Source organism: uncultured Streptococcus sp. (assembly GCF_963456385.1).
GTDB lineage: Bacteria > Bacillota > Bacilli > Lactobacillales > Streptococcaceae > Streptococcus.
On sequence record NZ_CAUOLF010000015.1, the window covers coordinates 1 to 25,499 of the forward strand.

General features: G+C 44.5%; 24 protein-coding genes, 1 tRNA gene, 1 other RNA gene, 1 pseudogene and 1 riboswitch. Of the genes and pseudogenes, 5 read left to right on the plus strand and 22 right to left on the minus strand.

Annotated elements, in window-relative coordinates:
• The 7 genes from RP262_RS07165 to dnaG form a co-directional block, all read right to left on the minus strand.
• A partial coding sequence (locus RP262_RS07165) for an accessory Sec-dependent serine-rich glycoprotein adhesin (protein ID WP_311154723.1) occupies nt 1-2,504 on the minus strand: 2,504 nt, incomplete at its 3' end.
• 200 nt (nt 2,505-2,704) lie between these two features.
• Nucleotides 2,705-2,792: transfer RNA gene (locus RP262_RS07170), tRNA-Ser, on the minus strand.
• Nucleotides 2,793-2,830: 38 nt separating this feature from the next.
• Entirely contained in the window at nt 2,831-3,670 is an 840-nt protein-coding gene (locus RP262_RS07175) for a DUF695 domain-containing protein (protein WP_311154724.1), read from the minus strand.
• A 166-nt stretch (nt 3,671-3,836) separates the two neighbouring features.
• Nucleotides 3,837-4,185, minus strand: a transfer-messenger RNA (tmRNA) gene (ssrA, locus tag RP262_RS07180).
• Nucleotides 4,186-4,277: 92 nt separating this feature from the next.
• Nucleotides 4,278-4,616, minus strand: a complete 339-nt coding sequence (locus RP262_RS07185) for a metal-sulfur cluster assembly factor (RefSeq protein WP_002897870.1) — start codon at nt 4,614-4,616, stop codon at nt 4,278-4,280.
• A gap of 129 nt (nt 4,617-4,745) precedes the next feature.
• Entirely contained in the window at nt 4,746-5,858 is a 1,113-nt protein-coding gene (rpoD, locus tag RP262_RS07190) for an RNA polymerase sigma factor RpoD (protein ID WP_311154725.1), read from the minus strand.
• A 2-nt stretch (nt 5,859-5,860) separates the two neighbouring features.
• Nucleotides 5,861-7,645: a DNA primase gene (gene dnaG, locus RP262_RS07195; RefSeq protein WP_311154726.1), complete on the minus strand. Its 1,785-nt coding sequence runs from the start codon at nt 7,643-7,645 to the stop codon at nt 5,861-5,863.
• Nucleotides 7,646-7,799: 154 nt separating this feature from the next.
• Here dnaG and mscL point away from each other — a divergent pair, with 154 nt between their 5' ends.
• Complete coding sequence (gene mscL, locus RP262_RS07200) at nt 7,800-8,183, plus strand: large conductance mechanosensitive channel protein MscL (RefSeq protein ID WP_002895947.1); 384 nt, start codon at nt 7,800-7,802, stop codon at nt 8,181-8,183.
• 113 nt (nt 8,184-8,296) lie between these two features.
• On the opposite strand, the gene rpsU is transcribed toward mscL, so the two are convergent.
• From rpsU to RP262_RS07230, 6 genes are all read right to left on the minus strand, one after another.
• A complete protein-coding gene (gene rpsU, locus RP262_RS07205; protein ID WP_000048054.1) occupies nt 8,297-8,473 on the minus strand; it encodes a 30S ribosomal protein S21 in 177 nt (58 codons plus the stop codon).
• 148 nt (nt 8,474-8,621) lie between these two features.
• Complete coding sequence (locus RP262_RS07210; RefSeq protein ID WP_311154727.1) at nt 8,622-9,305, minus strand: DUF4956 domain-containing protein; 684 nt, start codon at nt 9,303-9,305, stop codon at nt 8,622-8,624.
• An 11-nt stretch (nt 9,306-9,316) separates the two neighbouring features.
• On the minus strand, nt 9,317-10,048 hold the full coding sequence (locus tag RP262_RS07215) for a polyphosphate polymerase domain-containing protein (protein WP_311154728.1): 732 nt from the start codon (nt 10,046-10,048) through the stop codon (nt 9,317-9,319).
• A gap of 379 nt (nt 10,049-10,427) precedes the next feature.
• Nucleotides 10,428-11,894 (minus strand): M56 family metallopeptidase, encoded by a 1,467-nt coding sequence (locus RP262_RS07220; protein WP_311154729.1) that lies wholly within the window; start codon nt 11,892-11,894, stop codon nt 10,428-10,430.
• A 15-nt stretch (nt 11,895-11,909) separates the two neighbouring features.
• Nucleotides 11,910-12,287, minus strand: a complete 378-nt coding sequence (locus tag RP262_RS07225; RefSeq protein WP_175859334.1) for a BlaI/MecI/CopY family transcriptional regulator — start codon at nt 12,285-12,287, stop codon at nt 11,910-11,912.
• Nucleotides 12,288-12,400: 113 nt separating this feature from the next.
• Nucleotides 12,401-12,757, minus strand: coding sequence for a DUF1304 domain-containing protein (locus tag RP262_RS07230; RefSeq protein ID WP_268697719.1), 357 nt, complete (start codon nt 12,755-12,757; stop codon nt 12,401-12,403).
• Between the two features lie 189 nt (nt 12,758-12,946).
• On the opposite strand from RP262_RS07230, the gene RP262_RS07235 reads away from it, so the two are divergent.
• Together RP262_RS07235 and RP262_RS07240 are read left to right on the plus strand one after the other, a co-directional pair.
• Nucleotides 12,947-14,263 carry an FAD-containing oxidoreductase gene (locus RP262_RS07235; protein WP_311154730.1) on the plus strand — a complete coding sequence of 439 codons (1,317 nt, stop codon included), beginning with the start codon at nt 12,947-12,949 and terminating at the stop codon, nt 14,261-14,263.
• 112 nt (nt 14,264-14,375) lie between these two features.
• The gene (locus RP262_RS07240) at nt 14,376-15,344 is read left to right on the plus strand and encodes an NAD(P)/FAD-dependent oxidoreductase (RefSeq protein ID WP_311154731.1); all 969 of its coding nucleotides are present in this window, start codon (nt 14,376-14,378) and stop codon (nt 15,342-15,344) included.
• Between the two features lie 32 nt (nt 15,345-15,376).
• Here the strand turns inward: RP262_RS07240 and whiA are convergent, their stop codons facing one another.
• The 4 genes from whiA to RP262_RS07260 are packed head-to-tail and all read right to left on the minus strand — an operon-like array spanning nt 15,377 to nt 18,585.
• Complete coding sequence (gene whiA / locus RP262_RS07245) at nt 15,377-16,288, minus strand: DNA-binding protein WhiA (protein ID WP_311154732.1); 912 nt, start codon at nt 16,286-16,288, stop codon at nt 15,377-15,379.
• On the minus strand, nt 16,285-17,262 hold the full coding sequence (locus RP262_RS07250) for a YvcK family protein (protein WP_311154733.1): 978 nt from the start codon (nt 17,260-17,262) through the stop codon (nt 16,285-16,287). The genes whiA and RP262_RS07250 overlap by 4 nt, the downstream gene beginning before the upstream one ends.
• Entirely contained in the window at nt 17,259-18,149 is an 891-nt protein-coding gene (gene rapZ, locus RP262_RS07255; protein WP_311154734.1) for an RNase adapter RapZ, read from the minus strand. Before rapZ ends, RP262_RS07250 begins: the two co-directional genes overlap by 4 nt.
• A 55-nt stretch (nt 18,150-18,204) precedes the next feature.
• On the minus strand, nt 18,205-18,585 hold the full coding sequence (locus tag RP262_RS07260; RefSeq protein WP_002895964.1) for a RidA family protein: 381 nt from the start codon (nt 18,583-18,585) through the stop codon (nt 18,205-18,207).
• Nucleotides 18,586-18,717: 132 nt separating this feature from the next.
• Nucleotides 18,718-18,762: riboswitch (PreQ1 riboswitch) on the plus strand.
• A gap of 119 nt (nt 18,763-18,881) precedes the next feature.
• On the opposite strand from RP262_RS07260, the pseudogene RP262_RS07265 reads away from it, so the two are divergent.
• Together RP262_RS07265 and RP262_RS07270 are read left to right on the plus strand one after the other, a co-directional pair.
• Nucleotides 18,882-19,853 (plus strand): annotated as a pseudogene (locus tag RP262_RS07265) (nucleoside hydrolase).
• 13 nt (nt 19,854-19,866) lie between these two features.
• Nucleotides 19,867-20,418, plus strand: coding sequence for an ECF transporter S component (locus RP262_RS07270; protein WP_311154735.1), 552 nt, complete (start codon nt 19,867-19,869; stop codon nt 20,416-20,418).
• An 87-nt stretch (nt 20,419-20,505) separates the two neighbouring features.
• On the opposite strand, the gene RP262_RS07275 is transcribed toward RP262_RS07270, so the two are convergent.
• From RP262_RS07275 to glmM, 5 genes are all read right to left on the minus strand, one after another.
• The gene (locus tag RP262_RS07275; RefSeq protein WP_002895966.1) at nt 20,506-20,667 is read right to left on the minus strand and encodes a hypothetical protein; all 162 of its coding nucleotides are present in this window, start codon (nt 20,665-20,667) and stop codon (nt 20,506-20,508) included.
• A gap of 11 nt (nt 20,668-20,678) precedes the next feature.
• Nucleotides 20,679-21,989 carry a GTPase ObgE gene (gene obgE, locus RP262_RS07280; RefSeq protein WP_311154736.1) on the minus strand — a complete coding sequence of 437 codons (1,311 nt, stop codon included), beginning with the start codon at nt 21,987-21,989 and terminating at the stop codon, nt 20,679-20,681.
• Nucleotides 21,990-22,039: 50 nt separating this feature from the next.
• A complete protein-coding gene (locus RP262_RS07285; protein ID WP_002895969.1) occupies nt 22,040-22,168 on the minus strand; it encodes a DUF4044 domain-containing protein in 129 nt (42 codons plus the stop codon).
• Between the two features lie 117 nt (nt 22,169-22,285).
• Nucleotides 22,286-23,983: an Ig-like domain-containing protein gene (locus RP262_RS07290; protein WP_311154737.1), complete on the minus strand. Its 1,698-nt coding sequence runs from the start codon at nt 23,981-23,983 to the stop codon at nt 22,286-22,288.
• A 128-nt stretch (nt 23,984-24,111) separates the two neighbouring features.
• Nucleotides 24,112-25,464 carry a phosphoglucosamine mutase gene (gene glmM, locus RP262_RS07295; RefSeq protein ID WP_101771191.1) on the minus strand — a complete coding sequence of 451 codons (1,353 nt, stop codon included), beginning with the start codon at nt 25,462-25,464 and terminating at the stop codon, nt 24,112-24,114.
• Nucleotides 25,465-25,499: the final 35 nt, after the last annotated feature.

The following is a 25,499-nucleotide window of genomic DNA, read 5'->3' on the forward strand; positions in this document are numbered from 1 at the left end:
GACGCACTTGTGGACGCGGACGTGCTTGCACTTACTGACGCGCTTGTGGACGCTGACGTACTTGCACTTACGGACGCGCTAGTTGAAGCTGATGTACTTGCGCTCACTGAAGCACTAGTTGAAGCTGAGGTACTTGCGCTAACTGATGCACTTGTTGACGCGGACGTGCTGGCACTTACCGATGCGCTCGTTGAAGCGGACGTACTTGCACTTACGGATGCGCTAGTTGAAGCAGACATACTTGCGCTCACTGACGCACTCGTCGATGCAGACGTGCTGGCACTTACAGATGCGCTAGTTGAGGCTGACGTGCTTGCTGATACAGATGCACTGGTCGATGCTGAGGTACTTGCACTTACGGAGGCGCTGGTTGAAGCAGATGTGCTTGCTGACACAGATGCACTGGTTGATGCAGACGTGCTGGCGCTCACTGAGGCACTTGTTGAAGCGGACGTACTTGCACTTACTGATGCACTGGTTGACGCGGACGTACTTGCGCTGACTGACGCGCTAGTTGACGCGGACGTACTTGCAGATGTTGATGCACTTACAGAAGCAGATTTACTATCAACAATAGACTGGCTCGCAGAGGTCGATGCACTAAGAGACGCAGAGGTACTAGCAGACACCGAAGCACTGGTCGAAGCGGATGTCGATGCTGACGTCAAAGCTGAACGACTTGATGCAAGATCTTTTACTACTCTATCCGCAGGAATAGTATCTGTAGATTTGTCAGGATAAGTAATGGTAACCTTTCCGTTTGCAGCAACAGTAATCGTAGCTGTAGCAGGTATATTAGGATTTGCTGCTCTAACCGCAGCAGCTACAGCATTTCTCTCATTTGTAGATAAGTTAGAAAGATTATTTACATACGTTATTGTCGGATCTGCAGGATCATACTTTTCATTTTGAGTTTTTACAGTGAGGATAAATCTTTCAAAACCATTTCGGCTATCAATAGGATTTATTTTGGTTTCATTGCCACTAGGATCTGTTCCAAGCATATAACGAGTATAAATACCAATAGGGTTATTTAGTGGAACGGTACCAAATATTCTAGTTCGAAGAGGATTCTGAGCTGTAGCATTGCCCGATTGTCCAAGATTATCTGTAGAATATTGTAACCAGTCAGGTGAAAGATAAAACTGACCCTGCTTATTTCTTTCAACATTACGGATGATAACAGCATTAACTTGACCGCTATTATCTGTAGTTTCTGCATAAAATTCAAAAGATTCGCCTCTATATACTACATAATCTCCTGTTTTAACTTGAGGAGCTTCCTCATCCCTAAAAGGTACATTGGTATCCAGATCTACCTTATCCCAACTTCCTGCCGTTCTGCTCGCAACATCGGCATGTTCATGAGGGAAATTGTCAGCGGTAATCGTTCGAGCGCTTGTTGCCAATCGCAGGGCAATAGCTGGATTACCTGTAGTCGCTGCCACTCTGGTGACAATTCTCAGAGTTGTAGTCGCTGCTGAACGACCAGTATAGAGGTTCCAAGCTCCAGATGACTGAACAGTCCCAGAATTAGTAGCTTCTTGACCATTGAAAGTAACGCTTGTAGTTTCCTGACCTTCTCCGATAGATACAAGCGCACCAATATTGCCAGTCTGTGCTTTGTTAGGTGACAAGGTAATAGTCCAAGTCAGCAGACGAGTCTGATCATCAAAGCTTGTGGTGATATTGTCAATCATATCACCGTTGACTCTATCACGGTTAGTCTCATTGAAATTGGGCTGTGTCACCGCGCGGCGACCCCTTCTCCGCCCTGTCTGGTTAGAAGCTTCTGTCGACTGCTGGCTGCTTTCGGATCTAGCACTCTCTGATGTAGAGGTAGTAGACGTTTGACTGGCTGAGACTGACTCTGATGCACTAGCGGACGCACTAGTGCTTGCACTCATTGAATCAGATGTACTTAAAGACACTGAAAGAGACTCAGATACACTTAAGGAATCTGAGACTGACTGAGATGTGCTGGCACTGATAGAAGCAGAGCTAGACTGTGACATTGACTCTGAAGCTGAAATGCTGGCAGAGATAGACGCACTGACAGAAGCACTGGCACTGGCTGAGGATGTATCTGATACAGACTCTGACTCAGTATGTGAGCTTGCCGTTGCGGTCACTGCTTCAGCAGCACTGCTTTCTTCTCCTAAAACTGTTTCACCACGTGTCGCTAAAACGTCTGTCGTGTCAATGACTTTTTCCAGAGCCTGCTCTTCTTCCGCATGGACAGTTGTGCTTGTCACAAGAGCTCCGCCCAGCACGGCTCCCGTGGCGACAATGCCCCTCAAAAAGTCTATGCCGCTCTTCTTATCGGTAACTTGTTCTTCCGTTACCTTGAGCTCGATCGATGAAAGGCCTCCCCCTCTCATTGATCTAAAAAGGCCGAACTGTGATGTCGCAGCACGCAGCCAATGCTTACCCGATTTAATCAGCTTAAAACGAGTCACACGCTCTACTTCGTGGTACTTACCTTTTTGACGTTTAAAAAACATAATTCTCCCTTTAATTTATATCCTTTTTAAAAATCCATTAATCCTATTTTACCACACTATTATATAAAATGAACAATAAATTACTTATTTTTTTTGCTGAAATTGTTTTCAAGCATTTCCAAAAAATATTCATATTAAAGCAACTTTCATCTCCTTTTACAAATAAAAAAACGCTGAAAAGCGTTTCTTACATCTTATAACGGAAGACATGGGATTCGAACCCACGCACGCTTTTACACGCCTACTGCGTTTCCAACACAGCCTCTTAAGCCTCTTGAGTAATCTTCCACAAAAGAGAAAGCCCAGCTTTCTCAAAACTTTAACCATTATACCACATTACAGCCCCAACCGCCATAGTTTCCGTTAAATTTTTTCACAAATTCAACCAAAGTCCAAACATTCTGGTTCAAATCAAAGATTTCGGTCGTATCCATACGAATCACATGCAGCTGATATGGTTTGTCCGCATCTTCTATCTTTTCAGCAGATACGAGGCTATAGCCCAACGCTTCGACTTCTTTTAGGAAACCATCTCGGTCTTCCTCAGATGCAAAATAGGCCCAATGGTCAATCTCGCGCTCTTGACTATGGTCATCGCCGTCCTGCTCCAGCTGGTACCAGACTCGCTGGTTGAGAATAGTCTGATACTCGTATTCATTAGGATAGAGAAAGTCAAAGTACTGATTCCATTCCTCGTCTTCTAGAGTTGCCGAATCATAGCGTCGATCTGGAAAGTCGCGCATCACGTTCGCAATTGGCTCCAGATGGCTTTTCTTGTCTTGCAAATAGTAGTAAAACTCAATATTTCCATCTGTTGTAATCACACCGACATGAATGCCGCCGACCTGGCCCAAAGCCTCAGAAAGCCTATCCTCAATCACATTCAGCTCCTTAAACTCATCACTAGATGGAAAACCTGTCTCCCCATCGTACTGGAGGAGCGTTACCTTGAGCCTCATAGCATAGGCATAGAGAGGATAGGGTGCCTCATCAGCAAGAGCTAAATTCAGACGGATGCTAGCCAACTTGTCATCAATATAGGTTGAGAAAGATCCCCACTCACTCGGAAAAGGATCCTCAGCAGGCACATCAAGCACTGCTTCTTCTACCTTTTCCACTTTCTCTTGCTCTCGCTTCTTACCAAACAGATTCTTAAAAAAACTCATATCAAACTTCCCTTAATACTTATGAAACCAACCTACTAGAAATACAAATATTTCCTTTGTCATCACTAACATCATTGTATTACTTTTTCAGACAGAAATCAAGATTTCCTGAACATTGCATAAGCAAAAAACGCTGATTTCTCAACGTTTTAGAAAGATTTTAAAATAATGGAGCCGGTGGGAGTCGAACCCACGTCCAAACACCTGCTAACACATTTGTCTACAACCATAGGCTATGTATTGATTTAACTTCACTTTGACACATAGCTCAAGCCCAAGTCAAGCGAGTCTATCAATCTCTTGCAAAATCCCTAGACCAGATTTTGCCGTAGCTTGCTTATAATAAGACCTGTCATCAGACACAAGCAATCCGAATCGGGTCACGCTGGCTGGTTTTTAGGCAGCTACAGCGTAAGAATTGTTATTTTTTGCAGTTATATTTAACTGGCGTTTTACATCCGCTAGATGGGTTGCAAAATATGCCTCATAATGCCTGTCGAATCCGTAACGACCCCAAAACAATAGCAAGACAATAGGAACATTATAACAGAATCTGCTAAAAAAAGCAAAAGCCTGCACGCGGCAGGCCAGCACTTACTATCAGTTCTTAGCGAATCCCCAAAGCAATTCGAGCATAACGGCTCATCTTTTCCACCGTCCAAGCTGGGTACCAAACCAACTTAACATCAGTCTTGGTAACCTCTGGAACATCTGACATGGCATCATAGATCTGGTCAGTCAGAAGATCTGCCAGAGGGCATCCCATGGTTGTCAGGGTCATATCGATTTCCGTTTCCCCATTGGTCTCGTCAAAACGGATTTCATAGATCAAGCCTAGATTGACAATATCAATACCCAACTCTGGGTCAATGACCTGCTCCAAGCTCTCTAAAATACGCGTTTTAATCTTTTCAACTTCTTCAGGGCTGTATTTTTGTTCTGACATGCAATATCCTCCTTATAGATAGAGCAAAAATTTCAAGTTAGCTTGAGAGGGCTTTTGTTTTTCAGCTAGAATTGCCGACTTAACGCTTCCTAATGAAAAATTTCTGTCCCTTCTTGCGCTCTTCAGTTCTTAATCTTCAATAAAATCTCTGAGTGGTTTGCTGCGGCTTGGATGGCGGAGTTTACGCAGGGCCTTGGCTTCAATTTGGCGAATCCGCTCGCGAGTGACATTGAAGACCTTGCCGACATCTTCCAGTGTCCGCATTTTTCCATCGTCCAGACCAAAGCGCAGACGCAAGACGTTTTCCTCGCGGTCTGTCAGCGTATCCAAGACCTCATCCAGCTGCTCACGAAGTACGACACGAGTTGTATAGTCGACTGGATTTTCAATCACTTCATCTTCGATAAAGTCTCCCAGATGACTGTCATCTTCCTCACCGATAGGGGTTTCCAGAGAAACCGGCTCCTGAGCAATCTTGAGAATCTCACGAACCTTGTCAGGTGTCATATCCATGCGCTCAGCGATTTGCTCTGGTGTTGGGTCTTGACCCAATTCCTGCAAGAGATTGCGTTGCTCGCGGACCAGCTTGTTAATGGTCTCCACCATATGGACCGGAATCCGAATAGTCCGAGCTTGGTCAGCAATCGCACGGGTAATGGCTTGACGAATCCACCAAGTCGCATAAGTTGAAAACTTAAATCCTTTAGTGTAGTCAAACTTATCAACGGCCTTCATCAGCCCCATATTTCCTTCTTGAATCAAATCAAGGAACTGCATACCACGGCCGACATAGCGCTTAGCAATGGAAACAACCAGACGAAGATTGGCCTCAGCCAGACGCTGCTTGGCTTCCAAGTCTCCCTGTTCTACCAAGATAGCCAGCTCCTGCTCTTCTTCATTGCTGAGAAGAGGCACAACCCCAATTTCTTTCAGATACATGCGGACTGGGTCATTAACCTTGGCTGAATTGCTGCCCAAGAGCTCTTCATCCGTCAATTCTGCTTCTTCCTCTTCAGTATTCAAGACACGCGCGCTGGGATTTCCTTCTTTATCTGTAATTGAGATGCCAGCATCCTGAATGCGCTGAAGCAAATCCTCAATCCCATCAGCGTCCAAAGTGAAAGGAATAACCAGCTGGTCATTGATTTCATCATCTGTCGCAATCCCTTTCTGCTTGTGGTTGCGGATAAATTCTGCAATTTGAACGTCTAATGTTGTTACTTCTTTTTGTTTTGTAGCCATTCCTACTCCATTCTTCTTTTTTGCTCAATCAAGCGCTCCAGCTCGGATAGGGCTGTATCCGTATCTCCGCTGTGAGAAGCTTCTCGAATCTTCTTACTAATAAACTGATTATGCTTGCGCAAAATCTCCCGCTCTCTGGTTTCTTCCACTTCTTTCAATTCATCTTCCAAAACCTCATCAGGCAAGTCTTCTTCCAAGACGCGGTACCAAGCCTGCTGGACATGATCCGGCAGCTGGGACAAGTCCTGCGGTGTCATCTCGCCATTTGCCAGCAAAATCTCATACAAGGCCTGCAATTCTTCCGAGTCAAAGGCAAAGTCTTCTCTCAGCCGGTATTGGTTCAAAATCAAAGGATGATGTATCATGCGGTGGAAGATATGATTTTCCGCCCTCATGAGACGACTCAGCCGGTTCGAAGGCGAAAACTGCATGACGACTGGTTGAGACTGATGAATCGGAGCCTCCTGACTGCGACTAGAACGCTCAGCCAGCCGGCTGTTATTCACCGTCTGCTCCACCTGCTGATAGTCAAAGTCTGGCAGCAACTCAGCCAGCATGTAAATATAGGAGTTCTGAGCTGTGATGGACTTGGTCTTCGCAATAATCGGTGCCATCTTCTCTACAAACTCAATCTGAGCCTGCAGATTTTCAATATTATCTGGTTTCAGATGATGCAGCAGAAACTCCACATTACTTATTCGCGTTTTACTCAGCAAATGCTGCAAATCTTCCTCAGAATTTTTAGCGAGAAATTCATCAGGGTCCAAATTATCCGGAATCCGAACAATTTCCACCGTCATATCTCCCAGCTCATCCAAAGCCTTAGCAGTCGCTGCCTGCCCAGCCCTATCTCCATCGTAAGACAGGATAATCTTCTTGCAATACTTACTCAGATGCTGGACATGCTCAGGTGTCAGAGCTGTTCCCATAGAGGCAACCGCATTTTCAATCCCAGCCCGATAAGCCGCAATCACATCCATGAAGCCTTCCATTAGATAAACCTCATGGTTCTTCTTGATAACCGGCTTGGCCTTATCCAGATGATAGAGCTCGTAGCTTTTATTGAAAATAGCGGTGCTGCGACTGTTTTTATACTTGGCCTGATGCCCGTCTGAAGCCGCTGCCTGCCAAATCCGTCCGGAAAAAGCCACAACCTGCCCACTGTCATTGGTCAGGGGAAACATAATCCGATTCTGAAAGGCATCATAGACCAGATTATTCTCCGCCAGATTAAAGAGTCCCGAGTTCATGATGGTATTCTCATCAAACTTGCCAGCCATACTCTTATGAAGATAATTCCCCTCATTAGGAGCCAGCCCGATTTGAAAATGCTTAAGAACATCATCTGTCAGACCCCGCTGGTAGAGATAAGCCCGCGCTTCCTCTCCCATCTTGGTCGTCATCAGAACCGCATGATAAAACTTGGCTGCCTCGGTATGGATATCGTAGAGAGCCTGGTGCGGATGGCTTTGTCTCAGTCGGTCATTGCCCGCTGTCTCTACAGCCAAGGGAATCCCTGCCCGATCTGCTACAATCTGCACAGCATCCATAAAGGAAACGCCTCGATAATCCTCAATGAATTTGAAGACATCGCCCGACTTGCCGCAGCCAAAACAGTGATAAAACTGCTTGTCCTCTACAACGTTAAAAGAGGGCGTCTTTTCGCCATGAAAGGGACAGAGTCCCAGGAAATTCCGCCCAGCCTTGGTCAAGGCCACCGTTTCTCCTATGACATCGACGATATTGACGCTGTTTTTAATTTCAGAAATGATTTCTTTATCAATCAAGAGACAATACCTCCAATTTATCATAGAATATCATTCTATATTTTATACTAAAATGAAGCAAATGTAAAATATTTGACAAACAAATATCTTGTAGATGTCATATAAATAAGCTATAATATAATCTCATTAATAAATTCTTGAAAGGAAAGAAAGAATGTTAAAGGATCTTAAAGAATTCTTGCTGCGTGGGAACGTGATTGATTTGGCAGTCGGTGTGATCATCGCCAACGCTTTTGGAGCAATCGTCACTTCATTGATTACTGACGTAATCACTCCCCTCTTCCTCAACCCAATTTTGAAAGCTGCAAACTTGGAGCAAATTTCTCAATTGAAATGGAACGGGATTGCCTATGGTAACTTCTTGAGCGCTGTAATTAACTTCTTGGTAATTGGTACTGTTCTCTTCTTCATCGTCAAGTCTGCTGAAAAAGCACAAAGCCTTGCTAAGAAGAAGGAAGAAGCTGAAGAAGCGCCAGCTGGACCAACTGAATTGGAAGTCCTGCAAGAAATCAAAGCTTTGTTAGCTGAGAAAAAATAGAGAGAATTCACTGATGAAAATCAGTGTTTTTTTCTTGCCTATTGCTCACAATCATCCCCTTCTCTCCAAAGAGTGAAAACAAAAAACAGACCGGAGTCTGCTTTTTTGTTCAATTAGAATTTTTTACGTTTACGAGCTGCTTCTGATTTGCGTTTGCGTTTTACAGAAGGTTTTTCATAGAATTCACGTTTGCGTGTTTCTTGAAGAGTACCAGCTTTAGTAACCGCACGTTTGAAACGACGAAGTGCATCATCAAGTGATTCATTCTTGCGTACTACTGTTTTTGACATTTTTTTCACTCCCTTCAAGTCCAAAATCTATATAATCATACCACATATAGAAAAGAGTGTCAAGTATTTTCTGTAATTATGATGTATCCCCTTTTTATGATACAAACAAGAAGACCAACTGCTATGGCTGCAGCTGTTCTTCTTTTGCTTAGAGGGTTTTACGCTTCTTAGCAGCTTTGGAAAGGGAAATGTCCTGCACCTTATCATAGAACAGGAACTGCTGAATGAGCTCTCTGTCGCTCATGTCAGGATTCAAGTCAACAACATAGTCCAACTTGATAGACTTCTTTTCAGCCGACTTGAGAGAGGTCAGTTCAGCTGATTTACAAGTCGTTTCAAAAATAGCATCAAAGAGTACTTCATAGTCAAAGTCAGCTGGAACCTGAACCTGAACATAACGTCTGGTGGGACTGACTGAAGTAAAGCTCATCTTTTCAAAGAGCATCCAGATACCTGAAATAGCTAGAGTAAAGACAATTCCCAGCGCTACAAAGCCCATCCCCGTTGTAATCCCGATAGCCGTCGCCATAAAGATGGCTAGAAGCTCCTTGGAGCCACCTGCAGCCGACCGGAAGCGAATCAAACTGAAAGTTCCCGCTACGGCGACACTGGTACCCAAATTTCCATTAACCAAGAAGATGATAATGGAAATAATGGCTGGCAAAAGGGAGAGGGTGACGACAAATTCCTTGGTATAAATCGTTTGGCGCTTATAGACCTTGGCCAAGACAATTCCTAAAACCACACTAGTTGCTAGTGAAAAAATCAATGCTAAAGGATTAATCTTGACTTCCGTGGAGGAGTAAATACTGTTAAATAACTGATCGAGCATAGACTACCTCCTTAGGCCTTGACTGTTTGAGTCAGCCTTTCTTTAGTTTTCAGGTAGGCTTTGCCGTATTTTGAGAAGGACTGGTCTTCTAATCCATATTTATTGAGAATATCAGCCAGCCACTGAGGATACTGACCAGGAACCTTGATTTCCATAATCACCTTGTCGTCTTCCAGCAAGGGCAGTCCATAGCGACCTGAAGCCAAATCTACATCATAATCTCGATAGCGGATGTTGGAATCAACTGTCACACGTACCTTTTTATCTTCCAAGCCTCTCATAGAGTAGCGGTCATAGCTAATCACCATTTTTGGCTTCAAGTCTATATAGCGCTCCTGTAACTGTTCTACTTCTGCCTTGACCCGGTCATCAGAAATAGTATGGTCTGCCACACCATTCACAATATAGTTGGTCACAGAGAGAGGATTGGAAACTAAACGATATTTGAAGCCTACTTCATCGCGTTTCTTCTTGATTTCCAAGAAAACTTGACTATCATCATTTGGCTGCTCAGCATAAGTGCGCATCCGCATCTTTTCGCGACCACCTTTTCTGGCAATGGAATCCTGAATCATCTGGAACTCATCATTATCAAAATACACATTGGAAATGGTTGATGTCGCATAATCATCTGCGGTAAGGTCAGGCCTCATGTCAGCTTCAAGACGAGCTAGCATTACTCGGTCAAGAATATACTTAGTTTCGATCCGTTGGAAGTTTGTTTGGATTTGCTTTTGTTTCATTTGGATTCTCCTTTAATTCTACAAATGTAGTTTTTGTTTTTAAAAGAAATAGAGCTTCCGCTCTGCACCTACAAGCGTCTGGATAAGCTTTGCTTTCTTCTCCTTTCCAAGCAGTATTTTTCAAAAACATTCTACAAACATAGTTTATAAGCATATTCTACAATTGTCGTTTATAAATGTCAAGAAAAAAGATAAATAATCTTTCAGTTTGTTTTTGGTATTAGGAAACGAAGTGCAAACTGTAAGCAAAATCGACCTAAAATAAAAGATAAACTGATGACTAACTGCTCTTGGAGGATTACCAAATCCCCCTTCGAGAAGATAATAAAATTCTACCAGTCTAAGCTTTTAAGAAACTTAAACTGGCAGAATCCTCTATTTAATCGTCATCATGGTCATCATCATCGTCCGAATCATCAGTGTCTGTCGTATGAGAGGAACTGTTCTGAGACGGAGTTTGAACTGTTGATGTGCCAGCGCCAGTAGTGGCTCCTGTCGAGCCCGCTGCTCCCGTATTCCCTGCGCCTGCAGTAGCGCTGTCAGCTGGAGTTGATGCAGCTGACGAGGATGGGCTGACTTCTTTTTCGACTGTTACCGTCTTTTCGACAATGGTATGCTGCTTGGATTGGATTAGTTTTCCATCCTTAGCATTGACAATGGTTTCATGAGCTGTTTGCCCGTGCGAGAAGCGAATTTTATAGGTGTCTTTCTCACGCGCAATCTGGAGGTCTTTAATATCCTTTTCAGAAAGAGACAGCTCTTTTAAGACGGACGCTAGAGCCTGACGTTGACTGAGCCCTTGAGACTGTTTTTGCCCTGCAACAGGTCTGCTTTGTTGAGCAGCTGGGCTTTCTAGAGCAAAGACCGAGCTAGTCAAGAGCAAAAGGAGAGGAACTGCCACTACAAAGGCAGCAGACAGAAACCTCTTAGGCAGCCGATTATCCATAATGCCGACAATCCGCCGCTTGAGATTAAACTTGTCAGAGTAAAAGCAGGTTGTCAGAGCAATTGGGGTCTTCTTACTGCGGTCTATCATGGTCAAAATCGTTTCACCGTAGAAAGTCCGATACTCTGTATCTCTACAGCTCAAAACATCGTAGTCACAGTACATTTCTCCTGCTTCCTGGGTTTCACGGCAGGCAAAGCGGACAACCGGATTAAACCAGTGCAGACTCTTGGCAAAAATCCCTAAGAGATTGATTAAAACATCGCGGTGCTTATAGTGGGTCAGCTCATGCTTGAAAATCAGCTGCAGCTCTTCTTCCGTGTAGTCAAGTTCTGGAAGCACGATTAAAATATCTCTGAAACCTAGCAGCATAGGACTTTGGGACATAGGATAGTGGAGCAGACGAATCTGGCCCTTAACTCCCATCTCCTGCTGAACAGCCCGCAACTGAGCCATCGCTTCTTCGTCCTGAAACTCCGTGCCCCAGCGCTTCAGCATCTTTCTGAAGCGAATATAAGAATAAGCGTATCTTCCTACACTAAAGAAAAAGCCAATCAGCCAGATGGCAAAGAAAATCTCAAACCAAGGCAGACCGAGAAAAGCCTCCCACAGTTTTGGCTGGGCAGCTTTTTCAACTGCTGGAGAAGCGCCCTGAGCACCACCTGTCTGGGTGGCAGTCACTGCTGTCTGAACTACCGATCCTGTATTCAGCCGAATCAGGCCTGAGCCAAACTGAGGACGGAACGGAAACAGAAAACTCAGCAATATCAGAAACCAAATAAAATACTTCACTCTGACCGAAATCTTAGTCTTAAAGGCCGTAAAAAGCAGACTAAGCAAAAGCACCAAAATGGATGTTGACAAACTGGTCAGAAGAAAAGAAAGAAGGAACTGTTTCATGCTTATCCCTCCATCCTACTTTCCTTGGTTGAGCAAACTACGCAGCTCATCCAGTTCATTTTCCGAAAAGGAGTTAGAAGAAAAGAGTGTTTTGACAAAACCGCCCATTGAATGGCCGCTGTGACGCTTCAAAAAATCCGAAGCTTCAACTTCCAGATACTCTTCTTCTGAGATCAAGGCTGTATATTGCCTTTCACGCCCCTTGCGGACACTGTCTAAAAAGCCCTTTTCAGTCAAGCGAGCCAAGACTGTCAGCAAAGTCTGGGGCTTCCAGTGATTGTCTGGTCCCAGCTTTTCCATGATACGGGCAGAGGTCGTCGGGGTAGGCAGCTGCCAAATTACTTTTAAAATAGTAAATTCCCCATCTGGCAAACGTTTAATAGATCTTTTCATCGTTCCCACGAGCTTTCTAAATAATGCTATTTCTATCTTTATTCTACACTTGTCTAACAAAAAAGTCAATCATTATATAAAAAAAGAGCGGGAAATTACTTCCTCACTCTATTTTAGAAAAATAAACTAAGCAGGGTCAGTATAGCTAGCCCTCCCTGCTTGAACAGGATTTTCGGGTCACTGGTCACTGCACCGTATGCTGCCACCAAGATGATATAAACCATAAAAATTCCCAGCCAAACCGGACTAGACTGCACAAAGGCCGCAATCAGCACTAAAACAGCTATCAATCCGTTGTAAACTCCTTGGTTTTTGAAAAGTGTATTGACCGACTGCCGCTCCAACTCCTCTTGCGACATACCGAAAACCCGAGCTGTTGCTGCAGAAGTCGTCGCAATGGTCTCCAAGTACAGGATGTAGAAAAATTCCAAGGCAACCAAGCTTGCCAAAATCAGAGTAATAATAGACATTTTATCCCCCTAAAATAAATAATGAAAATCAGTATAACACAGACTGACTGGAACTGCGAAAATCTTGCTCAAAAATGGACAGTTTGTATAAAAAGTGTGACTAAAAATACTGAAGAAAAAAAGCGTAGCAGAAATCAGCAATTTCTGACTAGATGTGATACAATCTTTTTTGAAAAATGGAGGTAAATTATGTTAACCTATGATTTAATTGTCATCGGCTTTGGTAAGGCCGGTAAAACATTGGCAGCCAAAATGGCGGCCCAAAGGAAAAAAGTTGCTTTGATTGAGCGAAGCAAGGCTATGTACGGGGGAACCTGTATCAATATCGCCTGCATCCCAACCAAGACCCTGCTCGTCGCAGCTGAAAAAGGCCTGGCTTTCGATCAAGTCATGGCTGAAAAGAATGCTGTAACCAGCCGTCTCAACGGGAAGAACTACGCAGCAATCAGTGGTGCTGGTGTTGACATCATCGATGCGGAAGCTCATTTCCTTTCCAATAAAGTCATCGAAATCACAGTTGGCGATGAGAAAGAGAAACTGACTGCTGAGACCATTGTCATCAATACTGGTGCTGTTTCCAATGTTCTGCCAATTCCAGGACTGACTGAAACCGAGCATGTCTATGACTCAACTGGCATCCAAAATCTGAAAGAACTTCCTAAACGTTTAGGAGTTCTGGGTGGCGGTAACATCGGCTTAGAATTTGCTGGACTCTACAATAAATTGGGCAGTCAGGTGACTGTACTGGATGCTGCTCCTGTATTTCTCCCTCGAGTAGAACCTTCTATCGCTGCTCTAGCTAAGCAATACATGGAAGAAGACGGAATCCAGCTCCTGCAAAATGTGCAAACCAAGCAGATTAAAAATGATGGTGCTGAAGTTGTCGTTGTGACAGAGGATGGAGAATTCCGCTTTGATGCCCTGCTCTATGCTACCGGCCGCAAGCCGAATGTTGAACCACTGCAGTTGGAAAATACTGACATTGAGCTGACAGAGCGCGGAGCTATCAAGGTCGATAAGCACTTGGAAACATCTGTACCTGGCGTTTTTGCAGCGGGCGATGTCAATGGCGGTCTGCAGTTCACTTATATCTCACTGGATGACTTCCGTATCCTTTATAGCTATCTGGCTGGCGATGGCAGCTACACACTGGAAGACCGTAAAAACGTCCCTACCAGCATGTTCATCACACCGCCATTGGCTCAAATCGGATTGACTGAAAAGGAAGCCCAAGATCAAGGACTGCCGATTGCAGTTAAAGAGATTCCAGTCGCAGCAATGCCTCGTGGACATGTCAACGCTGACTTACGCGGCGCCTTCAAGGCTGTTGTCAATACAGAGACCAAGGAAATCGTTGGGGCAACAATCTTCTCAGCAGGGGCTCAGGAAATTATCAATATCCTGACTGTAGCCATGGATAATAAGATTCCTTACACCTACTTGAGCAAGCAAATCTTCACCCACCCAACATTGGCTGAAAACCTCAACGATTTATTTGCTATCTAATTTTAAGCCCCTGATGGGGCTTTTAGGATGTCTTCAAAACATTTGCTTACATTTCAACCCCTTTTTGTGGTACAATAATGCTAGTTTATTTTAAAAAAGATTGAGGAAATTTATGTCTGAACTGTATGATATTACGATTGTCGGCGGCGGTCCAGTTGGCCTATTCGCAGCTTTTTACGCTCATTTGCGCCAAGCCAAGGTTAAAATCATTGATTCCCTGCCTCAGCTGGGTGGTCAGCCGGCCATTCTCTATCCAGAGAAGAAGATTCTGGATGTACCAGGCTTTACCAATCTAAGTGGCGAAGAGTTGACTCAGCGTCTGATTGAGCAGCTGGAAACTTTCCAGACTGAGATTTGCCTCAATGAAACGGTGCTGGATATCGTCAAATCTGATACTGGCTTCACTATTACGACTTCTCAAGCCCAGCATCAGACCAAAACCATTATCATCGCCATGGGAGGCGGCGCTTTCAAACCGAGAGCTTTGGAGCTAGACGATGCTGAAAGCTACAGCAACCTTCACTATCACGTTTCAAACATCAGCCAGTACGCTGGCAAAAAGGTCGTTGTTCTTGGCGGTGGCGACTCGGCTGTTGACTGGGCGCTAGCTTTTGAAAAAATTGCAGACACCAGTCTTGTTCATCGTCGGGACAACTTCCGAGCTTTGGAGCATAGCGTAGAAGAACTCAAGGCTTCTAGCGTTGAGATTAAGACACCTTTTGTTCCGAGTCGATTGGTCGGCGAAAATGGCAAGATAACTCACTTGGAAATCAGCCAAGTCAAGGGAGAGGAAAGTCAGCTTCTGCCTCTGGATCACCTCTTTGTCAACTACGGTTTTAAATCCTCTGTCGGCAATCTCAAAGATTGGGGCTTGGAGCTCAATCGTCACAAGATTTTGGTAAACAGCAAGCAAGAAACTTCTGTGCCAGGTATCTATGCAGCCGGAGACTGCTGCAGCTACGAGGGTAAGATTGATTTGATTGCGACTGGGCTAGGTGAGGCACCTACTGCTGTCAACAATGCCATTAACCATATCTATCCTGAGCAAAAAGTCCAACCCAAACATTCTACAAGCCTATAAAAAACAGCTGCCGAGCTCAAGCTCGGCAGCTTTTATAATTCATCTGCGATTTTATTGATTTTTCTCAAGCGATGATTGACACCGCTCTTAGTCAGTGGCTGGCTCAGACTATCAGCTAGCTGCTGGATGGAGTAGTCCGGATGCTGGATACGAAGCTGGGCTACCTCCTGCAGGTCTACAGGTAAACTCTCGATACCAATATTGTCGCTGATTTTGGCAATATTGTTGATGGTTTTCATACTGGCTGTGACCGTACGGGCGATGTTCGCTGTCTCCGCATTATTAGCGCGATTGAGGTCATTGCGCGCTTCCCGCATGAGCTTAAGAGACTCGAACTCAGCCATGGCTTCCATAGCACCGATGACAATGAGAAAATCCATGATATCCTCAGCCCGCTGCAGATAAGTAACAGCCCCCTTCTTGCGCTCAATGGTCTTGGCATCCAGCAGAAAACGCCGCATCAAGGAAGCTAAATCCTCAGCATGATCCAGATAAACGGACAGGATTTCCAGCTGGTACTTGCCTGAGTCTGGCTCCCGCATGCTGCCATTTGAGAGAAAGGCCCCCCGCAGGTAGGCTCGACTGGCTTCGTCATCTGACAAAATGGCCTGGTCAGTCCCTGCCTCGATACCAAAAAAGGAGTCAGCCAAGTGCAGATCAGAAAGGATTTCTTCTACTTTCTGATCCAGAAATACTGTGTATACACGGTTCTTGCGCAGATTGGTCTTCTGATGGTGACGAATTTCTGACTTGACCTGGTAAAGGTCCGACAGCAACTCATAGAGATGGCGAGCAATCTTGGCATTTTCTGTTGTGACAGATAGGGTCAAACCACTGCTAGCTAAGCCCAGACTGCCAGACATTTTGATCATGGCTGACAGCTCATTTTTATCTCTGCTTGCCAGGCTCAACAATTCTTCTTTTACTTTTATTGTAAAGCTCATTTGCGTACCTGTATAATCTGCATCAATTCGTCAACGACCAGCTCGCCATCATGGAACGCTCCGCCATTTTCCAAACGCAGAAAGTTCGAAGAAATAACGCGCGGAACCTGCTCTTGTAACCCTTGAAAATCATGCTCCACCTGTACCAGATATTCGTCAAACTGGTTACTGTCCATGTACTCATGAGGGACAGGTTCGATATTGACCAAGACTGTATCTACAAACTTCCTGACTAAATGACGGTGCAGAACTTGGACGTGATCGCTGTCTGAAAAATGCTCTGTTTCGCCTCGCTGGGTCATGATATTGCAGACATAGGCCACTTCTGCCTTGGTGTCTAGAAGAGCTTGGCCAATTTCCTCAATAACGAGGTTAGGCAAGATAGAGGTAAATAGAGAACCCGGTCCTAGGACCACCATATCGCTTTCTAAGATGCTCTCAACCACCTTTTTACTGGCAGCAGGCTTCTTGTCATCATAGGTATTGGTCACATAGACCCGCTCAATCATTCCGCTCTTACTGGTCAGATTGCTTTCACCGACAACTTCTGTCCCATCTGTAAACACAGCATGCAGAGTCAGAGGGGTGTCACTAGAAGGGTAGATTTTTCCTGTCGTATGGAAAAACTTGGTCAAAAGCTGCATGGCATTATAGGTTGAGCCCTGCATTTCAGAAATACCTGCAATAATCAGATTGCCCAAGGGATGTCCCGCTAGAACACCATCTCCTTCCGCAAAGCGATACTGAAAGACCTTCTCATAGAACTTTGGCATGTCGGACATGGCTACTAAGACATTTCGCAAATCACCCGGCGGAGTCAGCTGCTGGATGTTTTTACGCAGCTCACCAGAACTGCCGCCATCATCTGCTACAGTGACAATGGCTGTAATTTCTACATCCTTTTTACGCAGGCTGTCTAAAATAACAGAAATTCCTGTACCACCGCCGATGACTGTAATTCGTGGCTTTCTCATGAGCGGTTCACCGTTTCTTTCCGACGATTTTTGTCGCGGTGACTGGCATTGACCGGCCAATTTTTAGCCAAATCATCTGCTAAGCGCTGAGCAAAGGCTACACTGCGGTGCTGACCACCCGTACAGCCCACTGCAATGGTCAGGATTGACTTCCCTTCCTTCTGATAGCCTGGCAAAATTGGCTCAATCAAGCCAAGCAGGTTCTGGTAAAATTCTTCTGACTCCGCATGGTTCATGACATAATCAAAGACATCCTTGTCCAAGCCCGTCTGATTGCGCAGCTCAGGTTTATAGTAGGGATTGGGCAGAAAACGCACATCAAAGACCAAGTCTGCATCCAAAGGCAGACCATATTTGAAACCAAAACTCATGACCTCAATGCGGAAACTGAGCATGTCAGCCTGATTTGAAAATTGCTCAGAGATGGTCTTTCTGAGCTCCCGTGGTGTCAAATCAGTTGTATCTACAACATTTTGGCTGAGATTCTTCAGAGGGGCTAAAAGTTCGCGCTCCAGTTTAATCCCATCTAAAATCCGTCCATCAGCTGCTAACGGGTGGCTGCGTCGCGTTTCCTTATAACGAGCCACTAACTCCTTATCAGCCGCGTCTAGGAAAAGAATCTTGAAATCAATGTTCTCATTCTGCTCTAATTCATCCAAAACGTTCTGGATTTGCAAAAAGAAGGAACGGCTCCGCATATCGACAACCATAGCTAGCTTGTCATTATCCGTAGTCCCTTCGACCAGCTGCAAAAACTTTGGCACCAGAGTTGGCGGCATATTATCAATGGTAAAATAACCTAAGTCTTCAAAAGACTGGATGGCTACGGTTTTCCCCGCCCCGCTCATTCCAGTCACAATGACAAGCTGAATTTTCTTCTCAGACATTATAATCCTTTCATCAGATAGAATCCGTCAAAGAGCTGTTTTCTCCAGCTCTTTTTTAGAGAATCTCGGCAATAACCTCGATCTCAATCTTCACATCCTTAGGCAAGCGAGCCACTTCTACTGCTGAACGAGCTGGAAATGCTTCTGTAAAGGCTGTTTTGTAAACTTCATTAAAAGCCACAAAATCATTGATATCGCTCAAGAAGCAAGTAGCCTTGACTACGTGGTCAAAGTCTGTTCCAGCGGCTTCCAAAATGGCTGAAACATTTTTCAGTACCTGCTGAGTCTGCTCTTCAATAGTTGTCCCAATGATTTCTCCTGTTTCAGGAGACAGAGGAATCTGCCCGCTCGCAAATAAAAGATTGCCCACAATTTTTCCTTGAACATAAGGTCCAATCGCTGCTGGTGCTTTATCTGTATGAATCGTTTTTGCCATAATTATCACTTCTCCTACTTATTTTTTTCATTATACCATAAAAAGATGGGGGTGGCCATGTTAGTCTTACTCCCATTGACTTTTTCCTTATTTTTATTTATGATAGAAAAACAGAGAAATCAAAACCTAGGTTTTGGACTGGTTCGAAAACTTCCCAGAATAAAAAACTAAGTGCCTTTATATTGTATATAAAATGTCTTGCGCATAGTTTTTTTCTGTCTCCTCGATTAGGCTGACAGTTAAGAGGTTGGGACCGATTGTCTCAACCTCATTTTTATATAGGCAAAGGAGAACTCATGAAAAGAAAAGTCATTATCGACTGCGACCCTGGTATAGATGATAGTCTAGCCCTAATCTATGCCATTCAACATCCCGATCTAGAAGTAGTAGCACTAACCATCGTTGCTGGAAATGTCCCAGTAGACCTTGGTGTTGAAAATGCCTTTAAAATATTAGAAAGACTGAATCGGTTAGATATCCCAGTCTATGCAGGTGCAGACAAGCCTCTAGTCCGTGACTTCGTCTCAGCTCAAGATACCCACGGTATGGATGGTTTAGGCGAGAGCAGAATCAATCGAACAAGCAATTGTCAGCCCCAGCCTCAGAAAGCTTCTGAATTTCTGGCTACCTATTTCCAGAAGCCTCAGGACACTTCCCTTATCGCCTTGGGACCATTGACTAATCTAGCAATGGCAATAAAGCAAAATCCCCAAATTGGAAAACATATCAAACGCTTTGTCAGCATGGGCGGCAGCTACAAATCTCATGGCAACTGCTCACCTGTTGCCGAATATAACTACTGGTGTGACCCACACGCCGCTCAATTTGTCTATCAAAGGTTAGGCTGAAAAATCGAGATGGTTGGACTGGATGTCACACGCGCCATTGTCCTCACCCCCAATCTATTAGAGTACATGCGTTTCCTACAGCCAGAAGTAGCTGAGTTTGTCAGCCGTATCACGCGTTTCTACTGGGACTTCCACTGGGAATACGAGCATATCATCGGCTGTGTTATCAATGATCCGCTGGCTATTGCTCATTTTCTGCATGAAGACCTTTGTACGGGCTTCGACTCCTATGTCGAAGTCGTAACCGAAGGCATTGCTCTAGGACAGACTGTGGTTGATGCTTATGACTTCTATCATCAACCAGCCAATGCCTATATTGCAACTCAAGTCAGTCCCTCACTCTTCTTCCAAGACTTCTTAGCTATCCTCCTGAATCAACCTAAGGAGACGATTGCTCGAGACCTATCATCACTTTTATGAGGAAAATTTTATCATGAAAAAATCGACACCCCTTATCCTAAGCTTCTTGTCTATCTGTATCGCTCTCAACTACGTGGGAGCTAATATTGCACTATTTCTGAAATTGCCTATCTATCTAGATACCTTTGGAACGATTCTAGCTAGCTTGACCTTAGGGCCTCTTGCTGGGGCTGGCGTTGCCTTTCTCAGCGCCCTCATTGGCTGGATGACAACCGATATCTTTTCTCTCTACTACTCGCCAGTCGCTATCATCATTGCTCTTTCAGCCGCTTGGTTTTTTAAAGAAAAAGGAAGCTTAAAGCTCAGTCTTCTCTGGAAAACCCTATTGGTAGCCCTTCCGGGTACCCTAGTAGCCTCTGCAATCACTGTCCTGCTTTTCGGAGGCATAACATCCAGCGGATCCAGCCTCATCGTCCAAGCCCTGCGGGGAATGGGAGTCAACCCCGTCCTTAGTATCGTCCTCGTCCAAATACTGACTGATTATGCAGACAAGCTTATCGTTCTAGGTGTCTGCCTAGCTGCTCTCCCTCGAATAAAAGCAGTCAGTCCTAAAATCTTTGCTTAAAACAAAGGTTAATTACCTTAACGAATACATCTTTGGCGCAAAAAAAGCAGCTGAGTAGGATTATTTGCTGCTCAGCTGCTTTTTATCTTATTCCTCTTCTGCTTTCGCTAACGCTTCTCTTTCTAAACGCAGCTTGCGTTTGGGGTTGAGTTTATTAAAGAGCTCTTCTAGCTTTTCTGCATTCCAGACATCGGCTGCAGAGACAAAGTTTCCATTTTCATCTCGGAAGGATATTGGTTTATCACCCATTGCAAGCCTCCTTAGTCAACGAATTCAAACTCAAACTTGCCGATGCGGACCAGATCACCATCCTTGGCTCCACGAGCGCGAAGGGCTTCATCAACTCCCATACCACGCAGCTGACGGGCAAATTTCATGACTGCTTCATCGCGGTCAAAGTTGGTCATATTAAAGAGTTTCTCCAGCTTGTCACCTGACAGCACCCAAGTCGCATCATCATCACGAGAAATTTCAAAGGCTGGTGCTTCCTCGTCAAAGCCATAGTAAGCTTCTTCTTCCATTTCAGACTCATCATATAGCAAGAACTCTGGTGTCTTATCCAGTAATTCTGCGGTCGCATCCAAGAGGGTCGCAAGTCCCTGCTTGGTCAGACTGGAAATCGGGAAGATTTGCGGTAATTCCGCAAACTCATCATAATTAGCTGATAATTTCTCTTTGAATTCCTTGAGATTTTCAGCACTTTCCGGCATATCCATCTTGTTGGCAACAATAATCTGCGGGCGCTCCATGAGACGAAGATTGTAGGATTCCAACTCTTTATTGATAGCTAGATAGTCCTCATAAGGGTCACGTCCCTCACTTGCTGACATATCGATGACATGCAGAATGACCCGTGTCCGCTCAATATGACGGAGAAACTGGGTTCCCAGTCCAACCCCTTGGCTGGCCCCCTCAATCAAACCTGGTAGATCTGCTACTGCAAAGGACTCTCCAGAGTGAGTGCGAACCATGCCTAGATTAGGCACGATTGTCGTAAAATGATAAGCACCAATCTTAGGTTTAGCCGCTGTAATGACACTGAGCAAAGTGGATTTCCCGACAGAAGGAAAGCCGACCAGACCAACGTCTGCTAGAACCTTGAGCTCCAGCAGAAGCTCCCGTTCTTGACCTGGTTCTCCATTCTCAGAAATCTCTGGAGCAGGATTTTTAGGCGTCGCAAAGCGGATATTTCCACGACCGCCTCGGCCACCACGCGCTACGATAAATTCTTGACCATTTTCTACCAAGTCCGTCAGCACCTTGCCAGTCTCAGCATCACGAACCGTCGTCCCCTGCGGCACTCGAACAATCAAGTCCTCAGCCCCTCGGCCATGCATGCCCTTAGTCATGCCCTTTTCACCAGACTGAGCCTTGAAATGGCGATTGTAGCGAAAATCCATCAGGGTACGAAGACCCTCGTCTACGACAAAAACAACATTGCCACCACGACCGCCATCGCCGCCCCAAGGACCGCCATTAGGAACATATTTTTCACGGCGAAAGGCCACCATGCCATCGCCACCATTGCCAGCCTTAACTTGAATCTTGGCCGTATCTAAAAACATACTCATTTTTTCTATTCTCTTTTTCTAGTCTAAAAAAACGCCCTGAAGCGTCTGGATTAAAAGATTGCGCTGAGAGCGGAAGCAAAGATAGCTCCAACTGTCACGATGAGCATGATAATCACGACCAGCATCGTCAATTTTTCAAATCCTGTTTTTTTGCGTTGTCCGTTATCTCCAAAAGCCACGATAACACCTCTATCCTTTAAAAATTACTAGTTCTATTCTAACATGATTGCTCCGTTTTTTCAAATGGAAAAGTATGCAAAAAGGCTTTAAGAGAAAACTCTTAAAACCTTTGAATCTTATCTAGTCTTCTTTTGAAGAAAGACATAGCTTCCAAAGCCAACTAAGATTGCCAAACCTGCAACTGACAGCCAAAGCGTCGTTTCTTGACCAGTCTTAGGCAGAACTTTTTTGTTGCCTCCTGCAGCACCTGGATCATTGGTACCATTGTTTGAATTGTTATTTCCATTACCTGGATTGTCTGTTCCGCCCTTTGGATTGTCGGAACTGTTACCAGGGGTATTGTTACCATTGTCTGGGGTATTATTTGGGTTGTTGTTTGGATTATTATTTGGGTTATTGTTAGGGTTGTTATTTGGATTGTTTGGATTGTTGTTATTTCCAGGGTTAGGTGGCTGAACTGCCTTGCCTGGATCATTACCTCTATAGGTATTTGTAAAGACTGGATCCAAATCATATTTAACAGATCCCAAAAACTCACCATTCACATCTTTAACAGTAACTGTCAGCTGAGCTTCCTTGTCATCATAGATGTAGTTAGCATCATTGCCCGGAATTTCCTTAATGCTGTAGCGGTAGTCACCAGCTGCATTATAGTTCAAGGCTTTGAAGTTGATAGATCCATCCGCTTCATTGGTCACTGTTTGAAGCAAATTACCGTTTTCATCAAAGAGACCAAAGGTAAACTGACCCTTTTCTAATTCTTTGTTAACAAGCTTTTTCTGAGCCTGAATCTTCACATCTTTTGCTAAAACTGCGCTTCCTTTACCAGAACCGTCTTCCAAGCGGACTGACTTAGTAATAGTACGCTCTGGGAATCCTTTAGCTGTCCATGATAACTTGTTGTTAACCACATCACCCACTTTTGTACCTTCTGGTACGCGAGTAGAGTACTCGATGTACATTGGCCAGTTGTAGTTATCACCAAAGTTGATGGTAAAACCGTTAGCATCGCCATTGGCGTTTTGGGTTAGAACTGCCTTGTTAGTAAAGTTATCCAAAACAGGCAGAGTCAGCAAGTGCGCTTCATTGCGGATACCGCCTTCTACAGGAGCATAACGAACTGCACGCAGAGTACCCGGTACCAGTGTCAGACCATCACCAAAGTTGTCTGAAATTACCATGTTACGAAGCATGTCCTGTCTTGCATTCAGGATAATACGCCACTTGACAATGCTTGGATCGCTACTGTCTTGGTAGCCATATTTCATTTCATATTCACCAGCAGTTCCATCTTCCTTTTGGTATTGGAAAGAAAAGTCTGTCTGGCCAAATTTGAAGGAAACAGGACCTGATTCTTTAACTTTTTCGTTATTCATTCGTACATTAAAAGTCAGAGAAAGCTCTTTCTTTTGTGTATAGTTTGTGAAGTAGTTACTGAAGGTTACTGTAACCGAATGGGTCGCTGGATCAGTTTGAGCTGTACCGACTAACTCTCCCGTATGATTAACAACATCATAGACATCGAAGTTTAAGGCAGTAATCAGACTTAATTCTTCCGGAAGTTTAAAAGTCAGGGTATCCCCTTCAGCGATCGTTTGAGCCGCTGGAAATGTGAAGTTGGTTGTTACAGACAAGGTTTCATTAGTCTTAACAGTTGAGTCACTTGTTAATGGCTCACCATCCTTAGTAATGCTGGTTTGCTGACTGTATTCAGTTACTTCAGAAGCCTGAGTTCGAGCAGCAAAACCTAAACCTGTAACAATAGCTGTTAATAAGATAAGAATTTTAAAAATAATTGTATTTTTATTTTTCATCTTTTTCTCCTTTCATAGCTTATTATACCAAGAGTATTGCAATTTATCAACATTTTGTATCAAAGTGTTTAAATATTCACACAAATGTAAAAAAACCAAGACGTTATGTCTCAGTTTCTTTACATTTATTAGTCTATTCCAATTTCATCTCGAACAACATTGGCAATGGTATCTACATAATAATTTACTTCTTCGTCAGTTGGTGCTTCAGCCATGACCCTCAGCAGAGGCTCAGTTCCACTCGGACGAACCAAAATCCGGCCATTGCCAGCCATTTCGGCTTCCATTCTCTCAATCACCGTCTTGATAGCTGGAACTTCCATCGCCTTATCTTTCATGCTGTTTTCCACGCGGATATTGACTAGTTTCTGCGGATAGATGGTTACTTCAGCGGCCAATTCGGATAGTTTCTTACCTGTTTCCTGCATGACCTTGGTCAATTGCACAGCTGAAAGCTGACCGTCACCTGTCGTATTGTAGTCCATGATGATAACATGTCCAGACTGCTCACCACCAAGATTATAGCCATTCTTACGCATTTCCTCTACGACATAGCGGTCACCAACTGCTGTCACAGCCTTTTGAATACCTTCTCGATCCAAAGCCTTATGGAAGCCTAGGTTGGACATGACGGTCGTAACAATGGTATTCTGTGCCAGCTCGCCTTTCTCAGACAGGTACTTGCCGATGATGAACATAATCTTGTCACCATCTACTAGCTCACCATTTTCATCCACTGCAATCAAGCGATCGCTATCTCCATCAAAGGCCAGACCAATCGCTGCACCAGACTCACAAACAACTTCCTGCAAAGCTTCTGGATGTGTAGACCCGACATTCAGATTGATATTGAGGCCGTCTGGATTTTCTCCGATAATCGTCAACTGTGCGCCGAGATCCGCAAAAATCTGACGGGCGCTGGTAGAAGCCGCACCGTTGGCCGTATCTAAGGCCACATGCATTCCTTCTAGTTCCAAACCAGTTGAAACCAAGTATTGTTGGTACTTGCGCAGCCCTTCTGGATAGTCCACCAGGTCACCTAAACCTTCGGCACTTGGACGTGGCAAGGTATCTTCTGCTGCATCCAACAAAGCCTCGATTTCCAACTCACGCTCATCATCCAGTTTATAGCCGTCACCACCAAAGAATTTGATACCATTATCCAATGCTGGATTGTGGCTGGCAGAAATCATGACTCCGGCGCTAGCTTTCTCTGACTTGACCAGATAAGCCACACCAGGCGTTGCAATGACACCCAATTTATAGACATGAATCCCAACGGACAAAAGTCCTGCAACCAAGGCGCTTTCCAGCATTTCTCCTGAAATTCGAGTATCACGGCCAACAAAGACCCGAGGAACTTCACTTTCATGCTGGCTCAGAACATAACCACCAAAGCGGCCGAGTTTAAAGGCCAATTCCGGCGTTAATTCCACATTTGCTTCTCCGCGAACACCATCGGTTCCAAAGTATTTACCCATTATAAATAGTTTCCTTTCATAAGACCTGGATGTAA